The organism is Okeania sp., assembly GCF_035285525.1.
GTDB lineage: Bacteria > Cyanobacteriota > Cyanobacteriia > Cyanobacteriales > Microcoleaceae > Trichodesmium.
The window spans coordinates 1-17,110 of sequence record NZ_JAYKGW010000020.1 but is presented as its reverse complement, the minus strand read 5'-3'; the positions used below and the strand labels follow the sequence as shown (position 1 = coordinate 17,110).

Annotated in this window: 15 protein-coding genes and 1 pseudogene; 9 read left to right on the top strand and 7 right to left on the bottom strand. The window is 35.9% G+C overall.

Features of this window, described 5'->3' with window-relative positions; genetic code table 11:
• Positions 1 to 92: 92 nt before the first annotated feature.
• From VKJ25_RS02270 to VKJ25_RS02260, 3 genes are all read right to left on the bottom strand, one after another.
• Positions 93 to 1,232, bottom strand: coding sequence for a mechanosensitive ion channel family protein (locus tag VKJ25_RS02270; protein ID WP_324235001.1), 1,140 nt, complete (start codon positions 1,230 to 1,232; stop codon positions 93 to 95).
• A gap of 750 nt (positions 1,233 to 1,982) precedes the next feature.
• Positions 1,983 to 3,080, bottom strand: coding sequence for a mechanosensitive ion channel family protein (locus tag VKJ25_RS02265; RefSeq protein ID WP_324235000.1), 1,098 nt, complete (start codon positions 3,078 to 3,080; stop codon positions 1,983 to 1,985).
• Positions 3,081 to 3,896: 816 nt separating this feature from the next.
• A complete protein-coding gene (locus VKJ25_RS02260) occupies positions 3,897 to 4,100 on the bottom strand; it encodes a hypothetical protein (RefSeq protein WP_324234999.1) in 204 nt (67 codons plus the stop codon).
• A gap of 228 nt (positions 4,101 to 4,328) precedes the next feature.
• On the opposite strand from VKJ25_RS02260, the gene VKJ25_RS02255 reads away from it, so the two are divergent.
• From VKJ25_RS02255 to VKJ25_RS02240, 4 genes are all read left to right on the top strand, one after another.
• Positions 4,329 to 5,117 (top strand): HAD family hydrolase, encoded by a 789-nt coding sequence (locus tag VKJ25_RS02255; protein ID WP_324234998.1) that lies wholly within the window; start codon positions 4,329 to 4,331, stop codon positions 5,115 to 5,117.
• A gap of 337 nt (positions 5,118 to 5,454) precedes the next feature.
• Positions 5,455 to 6,201: an RNA methyltransferase gene (locus tag VKJ25_RS02250; RefSeq protein ID WP_324235004.1), complete on the top strand. Its 747-nt coding sequence runs from the start codon at positions 5,455 to 5,457 to the stop codon at positions 6,199 to 6,201.
• 730 nt (positions 6,202 to 6,931) lie between these two features.
• Positions 6,932 to 8,335 carry a serine hydrolase gene (locus VKJ25_RS02245; RefSeq protein ID WP_324234997.1) on the top strand — a complete coding sequence of 468 codons (1,404 nt, stop codon included), beginning with the start codon at positions 6,932 to 6,934 and terminating at the stop codon, positions 8,333 to 8,335.
• Between the two features lie 906 nt (positions 8,336 to 9,241).
• Complete coding sequence (locus VKJ25_RS02240; RefSeq protein WP_324234996.1) at positions 9,242 to 9,520, top strand: hypothetical protein; 279 nt, start codon at positions 9,242 to 9,244, stop codon at positions 9,518 to 9,520.
• Between the two features lie 717 nt (positions 9,521 to 10,237).
• Here VKJ25_RS02240 and VKJ25_RS02235 read toward each other — a convergent pair.
• A complete protein-coding gene (locus tag VKJ25_RS02235) occupies positions 10,238 to 11,041 on the bottom strand; it encodes a hypothetical protein (protein ID WP_324234995.1) in 804 nt (267 codons plus the stop codon).
• Positions 11,042 to 12,290: 1,249 nt separating this feature from the next.
• On the opposite strand from VKJ25_RS02235, the gene ctpB reads away from it, so the two are divergent.
• The 5 genes and pseudogenes from ctpB to VKJ25_RS02210 all read left to right on the top strand — a co-directional run bounded on the left by ctpB (position 12,291) and on the right by VKJ25_RS02210 (position 15,932).
• Entirely contained in the window at positions 12,291 to 13,592 is a 1,302-nt protein-coding gene (gene ctpB, locus VKJ25_RS02230; RefSeq protein ID WP_324234994.1) for a carboxyl-terminal processing protease CtpB, read from the top strand.
• A 318-nt stretch (positions 13,593 to 13,910) separates the two neighbouring features.
• Positions 13,911 to 14,243 carry a hypothetical protein gene (locus VKJ25_RS02225; RefSeq protein WP_324234993.1) on the top strand — a complete coding sequence of 111 codons (333 nt, stop codon included), beginning with the start codon at positions 13,911 to 13,913 and terminating at the stop codon, positions 14,241 to 14,243.
• 116 nt (positions 14,244 to 14,359) lie between these two features.
• Positions 14,360 to 14,572 carry a transposase gene (locus VKJ25_RS02220; RefSeq protein ID WP_324235003.1) on the top strand — a complete coding sequence of 71 codons (213 nt, stop codon included), beginning with the start codon at positions 14,360 to 14,362 and terminating at the stop codon, positions 14,570 to 14,572.
• Between the two features lie 19 nt (positions 14,573 to 14,591).
• On the top strand, positions 14,592 to 14,666 hold the full coding sequence (locus VKJ25_RS02215; protein WP_324235002.1) for a hypothetical protein: 75 nt from the start codon (positions 14,592 to 14,594) through the stop codon (positions 14,664 to 14,666).
• Positions 14,667 to 15,099: 433 nt separating this feature from the next.
• Positions 15,100 to 15,932: pseudogene (locus VKJ25_RS02210) on the top strand (IS5 family transposase).
• Here VKJ25_RS02210 and VKJ25_RS02205 read toward each other — a convergent pair.
• Genes VKJ25_RS02205 through VKJ25_RS02195 form a run of 3 tightly spaced genes read right to left on the bottom strand, consistent with a single transcriptional unit; the run spans position 15,887 to position 16,799 of the window.
• Positions 15,887 to 16,171 (bottom strand): hypothetical protein, encoded by a 285-nt coding sequence (locus VKJ25_RS02205; protein ID WP_324234992.1) that lies wholly within the window; start codon positions 16,169 to 16,171, stop codon positions 15,887 to 15,889. The pseudogene VKJ25_RS02210 and the gene VKJ25_RS02205 overlap by 46 nt on opposite strands.
• 55 nt (positions 16,172 to 16,226) lie before the next feature.
• Positions 16,227 to 16,370 (bottom strand): hypothetical protein, encoded by a 144-nt coding sequence (locus tag VKJ25_RS02200; protein WP_324234991.1) that lies wholly within the window; start codon positions 16,368 to 16,370, stop codon positions 16,227 to 16,229.
• A gap of 39 nt (positions 16,371 to 16,409) precedes the next feature.
• On the bottom strand, positions 16,410 to 16,799 hold the full coding sequence (locus VKJ25_RS02195) for a helix-turn-helix domain-containing protein (protein ID WP_324234990.1): 390 nt from the start codon (positions 16,797 to 16,799) through the stop codon (positions 16,410 to 16,412).
• Positions 16,800 to 17,110 lie beyond the last annotated feature (311 nt).

The window sequence follows — 17,110 nt, the reverse complement described above, 5'->3', positions numbered from 1 at the left end:
TACTAATAGACTTTTTTAACAAACCCTAATTACTCTTTCCTTTTTTTTTTAAATATTCCTGTCAAAACCCATTATCTCTCTAAAAATGAACCCTAAATAGTAACTGGAGAATCAACATAAATATTTGGTTCTTGCATATTAAACTCTATACCAAACTTCTTCAGTTCCTTAGAAAAATTATTATTAGCAATTTCTAATAGTTGCTTCCTTAACTCAATAGAATTTTCACTAGAACCTAAAATAAAGAATGTTACTCTAGCACGACTTTTCTCTGTAGTTTCATGGTCAAATACAAATATTTTCGTACTACCTGGGTCAATACCATATAATGAATCTGTACTATTTTTAACAACCTGTTGAACTAACGCTTTTTCTCGTTCTGTTAATTGTTTAATAAAATCTAAATATAGTAAAACCATTACTTTCTTACCACGAGTAACATTCAAAATTGCTGTATTAGCTAATTGATTATTAGGAACAATACCTAAAGTACCCGTAGCTGCCACTCTAATCTTGGTAGACCGTAGACCAATAGATTCCACCCTACCATAAGTTTCACCCTCTGGAGGAGTATAACCAGATGTTAGGGAGAAACGAATATAATCTCCAGGAACAAATGGACGGTCTAAATATAACACAACAGTACCAAACAATTGCTCCAAAGTTTTAGAAGCAGCAAAACTAATGGCAACCCCACCAATAGATACACCCGCTAATAAACCTGTTAATGGAAACTGCTGACTTTGTGCATAAGCTATTACAGCAATAAATCCAATTATTATGTTGACAACCGCTTCAAAAACTAACAGTAACTCATCAACTTCTAAGCCAGATTTCCGCAGAATTTCAATTCCATATATTCTCACAACTTGACGAAATATTCGAGAAGCTAACCATGCTAAACTAGCAACTACAGAAAAAATAATAATTGGATGAAAGAAATTATAGAGTTCTTTGTATTCTTGTAACCAAGCTGAGGATAGAGAAATTAATAAACAAGTTCCAGCAAGTTGAAGAGGTTCTTTTAGAGGATCGAGAAAATTATTGATAATTCTTTGCTCTGCATCTGGAAGAAAATTTTTAATAATTATACTCAATATTACTGATGTATATCTTCCTATTAAGATAGCTCCCAAAGCGAAGACAAGAAAAATTAAATATTTAGGAATGCTAGTATCATCCAAAGAAGTAAGTATCTGATCTATTTGGTTATTTATATTTAATAAAAACATATAGGAATCCTATTTTATTTGTGTATGAAAATCTTACTATTTTTAGGGAAAGCTTAACTGGGAAGGCTTAACTGAGAACATTTTAATAATGGATAATTAATAATTACCTCTCCCTAAAAGCTATCCCTTATAAGGAACTCCTGAAACCCTTATGGGAGGAAGGGGAGGAAGGGGAGGAAGAATTTTGTCTACATCTATCAAAAAAATGTATTTTTTAATACTATTTTCTGCCAAAAAAGTCTTTGAGAGACTTACCCATAACTTGTTATTTTTGTCAAGTTTTATATTAAGAAAGATGTTTATAAAGCAGAGCCAAAAAAGGGAGATAATTGAATAAAAGGAAAAAATTTACTTTCTCTTGGTCGATTAGAGATGGGGAGGAGACCTCGCCATCTCTCCCTACGGGAAGCTGCGCTAACGACCGCTTTTTCTCTTTTAAAGGGGAGGCTTCAAGGTGCGAATTATTTAATTATTTAATTATTCGGTCAGACTATCAGTTTTTTTATCTACTTTTTGATTTGTCACAACCTATGCACAGATTGCTATATTTGCTTCTACTACTTATTATCTATTAATGCTGCTTATTTAAAACTAATTTAGGGTTTGCTGAAGAAGTTGTTTTGCGGTTTTCAGGGAGTCATTTCAGTTATCAGTTATTAGTATCTCCTACGGAAGTTTTTTGAGTTTAACTATCGTTCTACAAGAGCTTAAATTTTTAGTTATATCAGTCTACTACCAATAAGCTTTGTATTAGACCGTAATTGGTGAATCGACATATATACTGGGTTGATCTATATCAAAAGCAATACCATATTCCTTCAACTTCAAAGTAATTCTTTGACTAGCATTATCCAACATTTGACGACGTAAATTCATAGATACTTTGCCAGAACCTAAAATAAAAAATGTAATCTGGGCTTGAGTTATATCCTGAGAAGCAGAACTTTGTGCATCTTTAAAAGTAATATCAGTATTACGCGGATCGATACCAGATATGTCACTGGTACTTGTTAAGATAACTTGGCGAATTAATGCTTGCTCTTCAATATCTACATAACGATAAAATGTCAAGTATAACATAGACATAACTTTCTTTGCTGCCGAAAAGTTTTCAATACTTACCTGTGTTAGAGAGCTATTAGGAATAATAACTAATGTACCTTTACCAGAAGATCGAATTTTAGTAGACCGTAAACCAATGGATTCTACTCTGCCAAAAGTACCATCAGGAAGACCAATATAGTCATCAATTATAAAAGGTCTATCTATATAAAGAACAATTCCACCAAGTAATTGACTTAGGGTACTTTGGGAAGCAAAAGCAACTGCTACACCTCCTATTCCTAAACTAGCAATTAAACCAAATACATTAACTTGGTGAGTTTGAGCAAAAATGATAATAGCTAGAACAATAATAACAAAATTCGCTAAAAATTTACCTACTATAAATAGGTCACTATTAGCTTTACGATCACTTCTAAATGCTGCTTCTATTAAGTAGATATCAAAAAATTGTTGAGTTAATTTAAAACCTAACCAGCTAGTGGTAATAGTTAGGATTAAACTCAAGATTATTTCTACAATAAAAGCTTCAGAATATGGTGTGACAGCTAAAAGAATGATCTCCGAAATTGCTAGAGCGATTACTATTCCAATTAATGATTTATTTGGGGATATAACAGTTTTATATACTTGATAAATTTCTGTAGATAATATGTTTCCCATTAATGCAGGTAGCTTACGAATCCCTAGAATAGTAATCATTACTAAGACTCCAATAGCTAAAAATTGTAATAATAGATTGACATTAATTGATAGTTCCTGTGGTATTTGATCTAAATTTATCATATTATTTTTTTGTTGATAATTTTACTAGAGATTTATTATTATGTATGATTTTGAGAGTAGTATTAATAAATCAATCTAGGATGATTAAAAAATGATAATTGAATAAGTTTTATACGTTTTTATTATAACTCATGTTGCACATAAATGGTAAACTTAATTTATTTCTGGAGATAATCAAATTATCATTCCTAATCATATTAACAATCTCATAAATAGGCAAATGCTTATTAAATATAAAGGAAACTAAGGGATATTTATGTGCTGAATATTACAGCGCTTTCCATTGTTATGAAGTATAAAATTTTTGGTTTTAAGGAACACTTAGAGTGCTTTCCTTTACCTGTAAGGTACATTTATCCTGGACAAGATTTAAGATATTACTCGTGAGGGCAGAATGCTCTGAGTACAAACGTTTCAGCATATACCTTGTAAATCATTAATATCGTGTAACTAATATCAATATCACTTGTTAAAAATTTTGCTATACTTAGGTTTTTTATTTCTAAATACTATTAATTAGTATGATTTTGTTTTTGACTAATTTTTGTGATTTTTTTAGTTATTTTTAGTAGCATTTAACTATAGCATTAATGAATGAGCAATGGTATCCGAACTAAGGAATAAAAAATTGGAGTAACCATCAAAATTCTGGTGAAAACCCCCTCTTAATGATGTAGCCAACCTTCCTAGAGGGCGGGTTTATCTAAATCTGGGAGTAACCATCAAAATTCTGGTGAAAACCCGCCCCTACTAATGCACAATTAAAGATGAAACAATCCACTACCCAGCGTTCATGGGTAAGTCCTAATTGTATATTTATTTAGGAAGCTCAGGAATTACCCATTTAGGAGAAGCCATTCTTTTCTTATTCACCGCTTCTTCAGCTATTTCTAGCATTTGATCCAAAGAAGTATTACTTATAAATTTAGAAGTGCCTTCAGCATAAGTCTTATTTGGGCATCGATCGCCTAAAATACAACCATTCACACAAGCTTCTGCACATTTGATAGTATTATCCATAAAATTATTCCAACTCAATTTAGTTAATTCTATTATTGTACCAATAAAGTAGCAAAATTTTTGATAAGAATAGAATAGGATTAATATATAATCTACAGAATTGAGAAATTATCAGCATTCAACTATTAGCAGTCAGCAAGCCTCCTAATAATAAAGCTTTTATCAAAAATTAAAAGCCATAGCTGACAGCTAAATGCTGAGGAGAAATTATTATCCAAAATATTGATTATGCCTTTTATTCCTATCTCTAAAGAAATAGCAAAAACTATCCTCAAAGATATTAAAATTATAGCTACTGATATGGATGGTACATTAACTAAAAATGGTAAATTTACTTCCGATATTTTTGTAGCTTTAGAAAAGTTATCAGTATCAAAAATTCAGGTATTAGTAATTACTGGTCGTTCTGCTGGTTGGGTGCAAGCTATCAAAAATTATTTGCCTATAGTTGGAGCGATCGCTGAAAATGGCGGTTTATTTTATCCTCTTCATAGTGAAGCTCCAGAAATTTTAACTTCTATTCCAAATATTGCTCTACACAGACAAAATTTAGCTGAAGTTTTCCAATACTTAAAAAGTCAATTTCCCCAAATTGAACCATCTCTTGATAATCAGTTTAGATTAACAGATTGGACTTTTGATATGCAAGATTTAAGTCTTTCTGAACTAACAAAAATGGCAGGTATTTGTGAAACAAAAGGTTATGGTTTTACCTATAGCACTGTGCAATGTCATATCAAACTTTTAGAACAAGATAAAGCTACTGGACTATTGCAAGTTTTGTCAAAGTATTTCTCTGCATTAACAACAGAAAAAATTATTACAGTTGGTGATAGTCCGAATGATGAAAGTTTATTTCAAGAAAGTAAATTTCCTTTGTCAGTCGGTGTGGCAAATGTTCTTGAATATGCTGATAAACTCAATGATCAGCCAGTCTATGTTACTAGCAAAAAAGAAGCAGAAGGTTTTTGTGAATTAGCAGAATTAATATTAAGACAGGGAGTAGGGATAAACTAATTAACAATTAATAATTAATCATGGATAATTACCTTTGGTGAAAATCATACTTGAATTGAACCAAGTAGAGAAAATTTATTTCTTTAATTAAGTCTTAATGATTAAATATTAAACCATTCACAGATAAAGCTTAAAGGCTTTTTTAAGTCACAAAAATTACTAAAAAACTACTAAATTAACCTTCAAAGCTCTGGATATTTCCTCACAAAAATTGGAAAAATGTAGAAAAATTAATGCTTGTAACTATTGCCTATTGCCCATTTCCTACCTTCACCAACAGACTTTTTCAGCAAGTCCTAATTATCAATTATCCATTATCAATTATCAATTAATGAATATGGTCAAATCAGAATCAACACAAATAAAAATAGTCTTAGTAGAAGCCCAAGGCCCACTAAATGTTGGTTCTGTAGCTAGAATTATGAAAAATATGGGCTTCTACAATTTGGTTTTGGTCAACCCCCAATGCGACCATAATGGGCCAGAAGCTCGAAAAATGGCAGTTCATGCAGCAGAAATTTTAGAAAAGGCCACCATAGTCCCAACATTACCTGAAGCTCTCAAAGGATGTCAAAGAGCGATCGCCACAACATCTCTAGACCGTTCATTGCCCACGAACCTAGAAAACCCGAAAAATTCCTTACATTGGCTACTAGGATACTCATCAGCTTTAATATTTGGAAGAGAAGACCGAGGTTTAACTAATGAAGAATTAAACTACGCCCAAAGATTTGTCCGTATTGAATCAGATGATGCTTACCCTTCTCTAAACTTGGCTCAAGCAGTAGCCATCTGTTGTTATGAGCTATATCAAGCACAACTTAATCAGGAGAATAGTTCTCAAAACCAACAAAGCCATGATTTAGAAGCCTCCCTAGATATTTTAGAAGCATATTATCAGGATTTAGAATCCATGTTGCTGAAAATAGGTTATCTTTATCCTCATACAACATCTAGTAGAATGGAAAAATTCCGTCGTCTATACAATCGTGCTTATCCTTCCACTCAAGAAATAGCAATGTTACGGGGAATGATTAGACAAATTAATTGGGCACTTTCTAATTATAATCAGCATGATAGTTAATTTTCTGGTCTGGGTATTCCAAATAAAAGTCCAGTAGTAGACTGAAACAGTTAAAAGTATAGGTTGGGTTTTACCTTGCTGACCCGTAGCAGTACGATAGTGAAACCTAATAAAGCTTTACTATTGTTCGATTTCGGTTTCTCAACCCAACCGACTGCATTGTTTCATCTAAAATGGTGCATGGGGTAGGGCATGGTTTTAGCAAGAACTTTGATGCTTATCTAGGATTTATATAAGCCCGTCCTAATGCACTATCCTTATTGAACCAAAATAGTGAAACCTAGTCAAGTTTGACTGTGGTTGGGTTTCGTCCCTCAACCCAACCTACCCTTATTGAAGCAAAATAGTGAAACCTAGTCAAGTTTGACTATAGTTGGGTTTCAACTTACCATACAGCTCTTGTAAGATAATCTATGTACAGGAAACTATAAAATATTTATGGATGTCATCCAATTATTATTAAACTTGATGGTAAATATTAATTTAAAGCTATCCTTGAATGTATTGGCTAACCAGCCAATAAATTAACCAAATGTGACATCTACATACGCCAGGGAACTGTATATTTAAAAATATCAAAACCTCTAAATTAACAGAAATAATTGTGAGAATATCCTCTAATTTTGAATTTATTCAATCAAATAAAAAATTATTTTTGCCGGATTAGCTTTTGATATTCTTGGAATCGTATTAGTTAATAAAATTATAGTTATATATTAAGGTATTTGGAGTGGTTCAGAGTTTTCGTAATCGAGCAATTCTTTCGGTAGTACCTTCTACTACTACATCAGACTTTCAGTCACAAAAATCAAGTAAAGAGTCTATTGAACCGCTGCAACCGCAGCTACCTCTAAAAAAAAGGCGTAATGTAGCTAAGTTTCCACTGCCAACTTCTGAACAAAGATTTCTCAGACCAGTCCCTACTAAAAAGAAAGCTGTTACACCTAGAGCTTTCAAACAAGAAATTCCTAAGTTTCAGTCTCATAGGGCTAAACGTAGTAGAATAGACCAACTCGCTAGATTAAAGAAGCTCGCAGAACCAAAAAATACACCATCTACTCGCCCTCGGAAACGACCAGAAAAAACTAAATCTTTTATTTCTGAGTCATTACCGCCTAAAAAAGCGCCAGTTACAACTCGTCATCGTTCTCGTTCCTCTTCCTTGCTATTGTATGCAACTCGGATGTTAATCTTAGGTGTGGGAATAGCAGTGATTGGTGGAACAGTCTTATCTATCTTGAAACCTGGAATTAGTTCTAATCCCATTTCTCAGGCAGCAGATAGTGAGGTACAGGGAAATCAGGAATGGGAATCTCCTTCTATTCTGCCTTTAGCAGTACAACAAACTCGGCAAATTACAGCTTTGAAAACAGAGTTAGATACAGTCATCGCCAAATACCCAAATTTAACACCAGGAGTATTTCTGATTGATACTGATACTGGTGCTTATGTGGATATTAATGGAGACACTGCTGTTGCTGCAGCTAGCACGATTAAATTGCCAATATTAATGGCTTTTTTCCAAGCAGTAGATCAGGGCAGAATCAAACTAGATGATATGTTAACAATGGAGGAATCTCATGTAGCTGAGGGGTCTGGAGATATGCAGTTTAGGCAACCTGGTAGCAAATATACGGCTTTGGAAACTGCGACAAAGATGATTGTGATTAGTGATAATACAGCAACTAATATGTTAATTGAAGCGCTTGGTGGGGCTGATGTTTTGAATCAGTTGTTTCAAAGTTGGGGTTTAAAGAATACTGTTATTAATAATCCTTTACCAGACTTGTCGGGAACTAATACAACAACTCCCAAGGATTTGATAAATTTAATTTCACAGGTAAATCAGGGGGGATTGGTATCTCTGAAGTCTCGCGATCGCTTATTTCGGATTATGGAGAGAACTGAGAATGATTCTTTATTACCTAGGGGTATAGGTAGAGGTGCTGTGATTGCTCACAAAACAGGTAATCTGAAGTCTGTGTTGGCGGATGCTGGTATGATTGATTTGGTTAATGGCAAGCGTTATCTTTTGGCTGTACTGGTGAAGCGTCCGGATGATGACCAGGATGCTGTAGAGTTGATTCGCGGGGTGTCTAAGAAGACTTATCAATATCTTAAATCCTCAGAATAATGGATAATTATCTCCAAAAAGAAACCCGGTTTCTCGAAGAAACCGGGTTTCTAGCTTGTGGATTAATTAACGATAATACAAAAAGATAGGGCGTAATAATTTAGTATCTCCAAGAAACCCGGTTTCTAGCTTGTGGATTAATTAACCATAATACAAAAAGATAGGCCGTGATAATTTAGTATCTCCAAGAAACGGGGTTTCTAGCTTGTGGATTAAATTTAATCATCTTTTAGATTTCAGCTAAAAACCCACGGATTTTAATTCTTAAGGAGGCTGATTTCTGTCTTTTACAGAACCTTTACATTTAAGCCTCTATTCTCAATCAAATTTAGTATTATTTTTAAGCTTCATTTCATACTCTTGACCAAACCAAATTAAAATGCTAAACTACCTATTAAATAGAATAAATTAAGAAAACCAAAATTAACTAAATTTAGGTTTTTTGTAAAGATTGAAGGGGTTTATTAACTAGATTTCATAATCTAAAAAACAATAATTCAGAGCCATAACTTACACAAACCAATCAAAAAATTAAATTGACTTCCTTAATCTTTGGTCTTTCAAATCAGGAAATTATGTTAAGAAACCCAGTTTTTGTGTAAGTCTTAAAACCAATAAACTCAGCTTTTGTTGAGATATTTTATTAATGAATAATGAATAATTACCTCTACCTTTTCGGGAGAGGATTGACGGAAAAGAAAAAAATAAACTGCAGTATTTTCAGCCTCTGGCTTTCCTGCGGAATGCTGCGTAAACAAGCAGAGATGCTGTTAACTCTTTCGCTCCGCGACATGGAAAGCGGAGCATTCCCTATAGGAAAAAGCGCAGCTCCGACTCAGGAGGCTAACTGATAACTGAATAACTGATAACTGATAACTATAACTGAAAAAGGAGTGCTATGAAAAAATGGAAAACTTAAAAGATTATCGCAAATTAGATCCAGGCTTAGTGAATGCTTTGAATCAAAACCGAACATCACAAAAACCGCAAATTGAAGTATTTGTCCGGACAACAGAAGTGCCAAAGCAAACAGAAGCCAGCTTTTTAGAAGAACTTGGTGTCAGAGGTGTAAATCATAAACGATGTACTTTTACAGCTAAACTTTCTGCGGAAGCAGTTACACAGTTAGCCCATCAACCTTGGATACATAATCTCAGATTAGCAAGAAATATACGTTGGGTTTAAATGAAGAAAATTTCTCTTTTGTTACTCTCTTCCGAGGGCAATCTTAAAATCAGTAAATTATTGCAAAATATAGTAATTTCACTAGATAATCTTCTAGCGATAAAGGAGGATTGACCTAATCAGAGAATAACAATATAATACCTTCAAACGCATACTATTATATGATAGCCTGCGCTTACCCGTATATGAAATCTATTACAACCAAACTCAAATTAAATTAGGACTAAAACCATGAACGCTATTGGTAGGGTGCGTTAAGCTAGGCTAACGCACCAATTATCTATATTATAGTGTCTTTGCGTAAGTCCTGTAAATAAACAGAAAACTCTGATGACTCAAAACAGAGGCTATAGCAGATGGTGTTACAATTAGAGTTTAAGTTTATGGAGCGAGTATATTTGAAAGATGCTTACAAGCTCAATGGTTCCTTCGGACTAGATAATGGTATCAGGACTTATATCATGTCCGGTTGAATAGTTACATTTCGGAGACAGGAAGGCAGCTATGCTGAAGGCAGAAGCTTTTCTGCTATTTTTACCTTGATTGTATACACGCACGGTGCCCGAAAAATCCGATGCTAACGGACATGATATTACTCAGAAACCGGGTTTATCAAAAAAAGTTCCTGGTTTGAACAAAAACAATCAGGGAAATAAACCCGGTTTTTTGATTGGTTTGTGAGATATTATGGTATAGTAAAAATTTTAACTAAATCGCTTATTTAGAAACATCGGGCAAGATAAAACTCTTTTTCCCATCTTCACCAATTTCCACTTTCCCCCCAAGTTGGATAATTTCTTGTTGAGCGCGTTCCTGTACCCTCTGGTCCCTTGTTTGACCATATACCCATAACCAAGCATTAAATTTGATTAATCTACTATCTGGCTCGTCCTTGAGAAATTTGGCTGTGTCTGCAAATAGAGTTCTTAAGTCTTGGTACGAGGTATTTTCAACCCATTTGGCAGCCATTTCGTGAGAATGAATAGCTCCAGGAATATCACCGACTAATAATAACTGATCTATCCCTTTGAGTCTCCATACTTGCCATGCTTGGGAATTTATCTCTGGGGAAAGTTCATCAGTACCACGGGTCATGTATTCTACAGCTACTTTAGGCTTACCTTCATATATAGACAAGGAGTTAGAAACGAATAGATAGATGTCAACCCATTTAGGGTCTAAGTCGGTGATGATATCAAAGTAATCTTCACTGAGAGAATAACCTGTTTCATTTCTGGCTGCATCATCCCCGAAATATTGGAGAAATTGGAGAAATACCCAATCTGCTATCAAGTTATCAAATCCAAAAGTAGGAAATGCTTTCCATAACTTAAGTTGTAAGGCTTCTTTTTGTTCAATTAAGACTGCATCGGTTGAGTCTAAAACTATTTTCTCTTTTAATGGAGAATCTGTTGGTGGCCAGAATATTTGTAAGCTAATTATACCTGCTAAAGCTGTAATGGGAACTAGCAGATTTATTAATGAACCTAGCAAATTTGAGGTTTCGGCTTTCCTTTCCACAATTTTTTATCTAGAAGAACTAAAATTTTTCTGATATAGCAATTCTAAATGATTTGTGAAAAAAACTGTACTGCTTTGGTCTCGAAATCTCAGAGGAAGTAATACCATTTCTCAAAAACTTTTTTACATTTCCAGGACTTACGCATTAGAAACGCAATTTTCTTGGTTTGAGATTGCTATCCTGACGGACTGCGACCCATTCATGTCGCGGAGCGAAACGCTGTCGTTCGTATCGGAAAAAATAGGTTGCGCGTGGGTAAGTCCTGATTTCATTGAGCAGGGTAGGGACGTTGCATAAGGAGGGCGTCCCTACGGGAGTAGGGGAGTCGGGGAGAAGTAAACATAAGAACAATTAACATTATATCAGAGGTTGTTTTTGTAACCAAGATTTGAGTAAATCTCCAAAAACGTTTAGCCTTAAAACCGGGGTTTTAGACCCAATTATTTTGATTTGATAAAATTTTACAACTTCAGGAGTTACGCAAAGGTACTGTATATAGATTGAAAAAACGCGCCATAGTTTTAAACACTATATCTAGGGTGACTGTGTCATTTCAGTTATCAGTTATCAGTAGAGAGTGAACCTCCGAATAAATTTGGAGGCTTGAAATACTGAGTTAAAATTTTTTCATCCCCGAACCAGGGGAGGCTTTATACCTCTTTTTTTGTTTTTTTGGTAAGTCCTAAACTTATTGACGATTGCCATAGCCCATTTTCCAATAACTATAGATAGAATAGATATAGTTATTAATATCAGGACTTACACGGGAGGCACTATATTATAGAATTTATAGATAGGGTCTTGGTGCATTAGGAGATCAGCTTTTTGCTTTCCTGTAGAATGCTACGCTTTCCGCAAACATGTCGCGCAGCGTTTCATGTCTTGAAGCGCGGAAAATCCACCCTACCAATAGCGTTCATGGGTAAATCCTAAATATCTTCAGCTAATATCCTCTTACTTATTTTAGGTTTCTTCAAGAAAAATTTAAGGTCATTTCAGTTATCAGTTATCCGTTATCAGTTATTAGCACCTCTGTCTCTTTGCGCAGCATGACCTAGGAAAGCCAGAGGCTTGAAATACTGAATCGAATATTTTCTCTTGGTCGATTGGATATGGTTAAGGAGCCCATCCATCCCTCGACCGCTTTTCATCCCCTTGAAAAGGGAGGCACATACCCCAATTTTTTGTAAAATATCATATAATATTGGAAAAGTCAACCAAATATATGTCCAAATATCAAAAAAGTAAATGAACTCACCTTCAAAACACTTTTCTTTAATTTCAAAAATATTTTACAGTGGAGCATTAGCTACAACAGCAGCTTTGTCTTTATTAACTCCTAGCTTCACTCAGCCTGCTGAGGCAAATTTAGAAAATAGTCCCAAAGTAGTATTGGACGAAGCATGGCAAATTGTTAATCGGGAGTATGTTGATGGTAGCTTTAATAATACAGATTGGCAAGCTATTAGGACAAATTTATTAGAGAAAAATTATACTTCCCAAGAACAAGCTTACAAAGCACTGCGCCAAGCTCTAGATGAACTGAATGACCCTTATACTCGTTTCCTTAGCCCAGAACAGTTTAAAACTCTAACTAATCAAACAGCAGGGGAAATGTCTGGAGTCGGAATGCAATTAAAGCAGGAAGAGCTGACGAACGCGATCGCTGTGGTGGATGTTGTGGAAAATTCTCCGGCGATGAAGGCAGGTTTATTACCAGGAGACAAAATTAAAGAAATTAACGGTAAATCTACTGATGGGTTAAGTGTAGCAGGAGCTGCTAAACTGATTCGTGGTGAGGTAGGTACAGAGGTGGTGCTACGAATTATTCGCTCTCGAAACAAAGAATTTGATGTGACTTTAACTAGAGCTAGAATTCAATTACAAGCAGTTCGCTATGACATAAAGCAAGAAGGAAAGCAGCGTATTGGGTATATCCGTTTGGAAGAATTTAGTGCCAATGCTGGAAAACAGATGGAAAAAGCTATAGAAGATTTAAAGGTTCAAAATCCTGATGGTTATGTTTTAGACTTGCGGGGCAATCCAGGAGGGTTATTGCGTATCAGCATAGATATTGCTCGGATGTGGATGGATAAAGGTGCTATTGTTAGTACAGTTAACCGAAATGGAGACACAGAGGAACTACGGGCAAACCGTTCAGCTTTGACTAATAAACCGACAGTGGTTTTGGTAGATGGTAACTCGGCGAGTGCTAGTGAAATTTTGGCAGGGGCGCTTCAAGATAATGGTCGTGCTACAGTGATGGGAGATCGGACTTTTGGGAAAGCTTTGGTACAGTCGGTACATTCTTTATCCGATGGTTCTGGTTTGGCAGTAACTATTGCTCACTATTATACTCCTAAAGGAACTGATATTAGTAAAAAAGGTGTTACTCCTGATGTGGTTATCAATTTGTCATATTCTCAAAGGCAACGGTTATATCGGCAACCACAGGCGATCGCTACTACGTCAGACCCTTATTATGCTAAAGCTGTTAGTTATTTGCAAAGTCAACTTTTGTTACGTCGCTTAATTTTTGGGGGTAATTAACAGCTTGACATAATCTGTGATTATCTGGTATAATATGTGATAATCTATGTTGAATTTTATGCAATTAGGATTCAAAACTGAGTGAAACCCCACAAAAGTGCAAAAAACATGACTGGCTAAGCATGCTAGGTGTGGCCTGACATGCTTATAATTGGGGACTATGGTTGACTAAGAACATTCTTAATCACAACTCCAATAATCCTAAGAGTAAACTTAAATTCCCCACTGCGGTTGACCTTTATAAATTATTAGTAGCAATGGTAAAACCGAATAACTATTGGCCGATACGAAGTATCTAAAACAGCGCCTCAATATGCTTTGAGGCATTTATCAAATGCTTGGAAGCGTTGTTTTACTAAAGTGTCGGGAGTACCTAAATTTAAGAAAAAAGGTAAAGACGATAGTTTCACTTTAGATGGTTCAATATCAGTAGATTTTCATCAAATTAAATTACCTCGAATTAGATGGGTGAAAACCTTTGAAATCTTGCCAGATTATGTCGCTCCTAAATCTGTAACTATTAGCAGGAAAGCTGATAGATGGTTCATTAGCTTCCTCATAGAAACAGAACCTCAAGTAACTGAGAAATCAGTTGATGTAGTTGGTGTAGATTTGGGTGTGAAATCACTCTTTGACGCTATCAAATGGTGAGGTATTCCCTGGTACAAAATCTTATAGAAAGTTTAGCTTCTAACTTTCTAGGTTGCAATACCTGAACCGACATAAAGTGAAGTTTTCGCTCTAACTGGAAAAAAGCGCAACTCAAAATAGCCCAGTTACACACAAAGGTAGCTAACATCAGAAAAGATACATTGCATAAACTGACTACTTATCTAGCTAAAAACCACAGCCAGATAGTAATAGAAGACTTAAATGTATCAGGTATGATGGGTAATCACAGGCTAGCTAAGGCTGTTGCTGATATGGGTTTTTATGAGTTTCGTAGACAGGCACGAGGACAGGCGCGAGTAAAAGTGTGAGTTATATGGCTCTCAACTAATCATCGTTGATAGATGGTTTCCTAGTTCTAAGACTTGCAGCAGGTGTGGTCAGGTGAAGCACTCTCTATCCTGATCAGAGCGTGTTTTTGAATGCGAACACTGCAATTTTAGTTGCAATCGAGACTTGTTTGCGAAGCATTCCGTAGGAAATGCAGCGTTAAATTTAGCGATGGCGGTCAGTTATATCAAATCCGGTAGCATCGGTATAATTAAACTTGAACTTTCGGCCACCAATGATACTGGGTTATAGCCTTGATGAGAAACTGCTGTTTTAAAAGAACTTGACAACGCTTAAACAAAACTTCTTCTAGTTCCTCCTTTCCTTGCAAATGAATGATTTGCTATCGGTTCATTAATTAGAGGCCATAAACCCTCTACAGGTTGTAATTCTGGTGAGTAGGCTGGCAAATACTCTAAGAGCTGATTTATAAAGTAAATCTAAAGAAAGTTAAGTCATAAGTGAATATAGTGTTATTCTTGACTATACTTGCTCCATTTTATAACTAATGAGTCGTCTACCTGCGATCGCCAACCCTCAACGTCAACCATACCCAAGTGATATGAGTGACTCGTATGGGGCAAATACTCAAGCCTCTAGTACCATTACCCAAGGGGTTTGGTCATCCTATAGAGGTGGATTACCGAGAAATTTTCAACGCCATATTCTATGTGCAACGGACTGGATGTCAGTGGGAAATGATGCCTCACGATCTACCACCTTACAGCACGGCATACAAATATTTTAAAAAATGGCAAAAAAGTGGTTTTTGGCAGCAGATGCGCATAGGAAATACGCCAAAAATTAAGAACAGAATTAGATAGGGATAAAGATTCAACTGTTGCCATTGCTGATTCTCAGTCAGTGAAGACCACAGAAAAAAGGGGGTGGTATACGGCGGGCGATGGTGGCAAGAAAGTTAAAGGCCGTAAGCGTCACATTGTCGTAGATTCCCAAGGATTATTAATTGGTGTTTTGGTCACGGAAGCAAATGCTTCAGAACGATTAGGAGCAGTCATAGTACTTAATGAAGCCAAGGATAAACTGTCAAAATTGGAGGTGCTTTGGGTAGATCAAGGTTATTCTGGTCAGAATTTTGCAAGGGCTGTCCAAGAAGTTTGTGGCGATCGCGTGAGGGTGGAAGTAATCAAGAGAACTTCCCAAACTTTTGAGCGACTACCTAAACGATGGATTGTTGAGCGAACCTTTGGATGGTTGAATAGATTTAGACCCTTAAGCAAGGATTATGAGGTGTATTCAGATGTGAGTGAAGCCATGATTTATGGCTCTCTAATTCACCTTATGGTTAGGCGACTGGCCAATTTAATATTTACTTTATAAATCAGCTCTAAGTGCAAACCCAAAGGAATCTTTAACTCAGAACTTGTATGCCATCCAGCTCTGTCAATGGTTAAGATAATTTGTTTGTCTTCTCCTAACTCAAATTCTCGTGCAAAGTCTTCTAAAACTCGGTTAAAAAGCTCCCTAATTAACTTTTGGTAAAATCCAGTAGTAAGTTTCACCATTATTTGGATTAACAAAGCCGTATAACCATAACCATTGGTATTTCCAGTTAACATTAGCGATCGGTTGTCATCCCAACTGAACCCAGACTCTTCTACATATAGGTTTTAACTAACCGCGATGTTCATCCATTGCCCAGACTTCAACTCTAGCCCCTGGGTGTTTTTGACTTACTTCTTGGACTTTCTGGTTGAGTTTTTTTTTCCACTGTTCTGGCTCTGTGATCTCCCCTTTGTCATGTGCTGGACGTGGCACTTTTAAACGCATTTCAAAGCTACGTAAATATTCCCACCCTCAAAGAGGATGAATAGGACGTTCCAGATCCTCGCTCATCCACTTAGCTACTTTTGGTCCATTCCATAAACCTCCATCTATGGGCGGCTCTTGTAGTGCTTGCCATAGGAAAGCTTGGTCTATTTCTGAGAGTAGGGTCTCTGGCCCCTGATGTTGATGGCGCCGATCTTTTAATCCGTCAATACCTAATTGGTTATAGCGCCTGACAATTCTGTAAATTGAAACACCCCGATATCCAGTAACCTCAGCCACTTCTTCTACTTTGTGGCCTTTAGCTACCAACCAGAGGATTTGGCATCTAGTTCGTTCTATTGGGTCTTGACTTTGTCGGTAGAGTTTCTCCAACTCTTCGATACTTTTGTGTGGTTGTACCTTTAACAATCTTGGCATGGCGATCGCCTAACTCTTGCTATTAATCAGGTTTAATTATATTATACCGATGCTACCGGATTTGATATTAGAGCTACGCTCCGCTAGCGCGAACGACCGTGACAGCCTGTGGACTGGATAAGGCCGACGTTGCCAGGAGCGAAGAAGGAATAGAACAGATTGTTTATAGATAATCGTAGGTTTCTAGGGCGTGTCATCAATTAAATAAATAAGTTGACAAAAAGGCTACTCTCTGTTAGGTAAAAATGGCGATCACGGTTGGGTAAATTAAAATATAGCGAGCGCATACCTAAAATTGTGTGGTCGGTAGG

Bases quoted from the DNA above. Each gene is read 5' to 3' on its own strand.
- VKJ25_RS02270 (WP_324235001.1), bottom strand. From the start codon at position 1,232: ATGTTTTTATTAAATATAAATAACCAAATAGATCAGATACTTACTTCT.
- VKJ25_RS02265 (WP_324235000.1), bottom strand. From the start codon at position 3,080: ATGATAAATTTAGATCAAATACCACAGGAACTATCAATTAATGTCAAT.
- VKJ25_RS02260 (WP_324234999.1), bottom strand. From the start codon at position 4,100: ATGGATAATACTATCAAATGTGCAGAAGCTTGTGTGAATGGTTGTATT.
- VKJ25_RS02255 (WP_324234998.1), top strand. From the start codon at position 4,329: ATGCCTTTTATTCCTATCTCTAAAGAAATAGCAAAAACTATCCTCAAA.
- VKJ25_RS02250 (WP_324235004.1), top strand. From the start codon at position 5,455: ATGGTCAAATCAGAATCAACACAAATAAAAATAGTCTTAGTAGAAGCC.
- VKJ25_RS02240 (WP_324234996.1), top strand. From the start codon at position 9,242: ATGGAAAACTTAAAAGATTATCGCAAATTAGATCCAGGCTTAGTGAAT.
- ctpB (WP_324234994.1), top strand. From the start codon at position 12,291: ATGAACTCACCTTCAAAACACTTTTCTTTAATTTCAAAAATATTTTAC.
- VKJ25_RS02205 (WP_324234992.1), bottom strand. From the start codon at position 16,171: ATGTTAACTGGAAATACCAATGGTTATGGTTATACGGCTTTGTTAATC.
- VKJ25_RS02195 (WP_324234990.1), bottom strand. From the start codon at position 16,799: ATGCCAAGATTGTTAAAGGTACAACCACACAAAAGTATCGAAGAGTTG.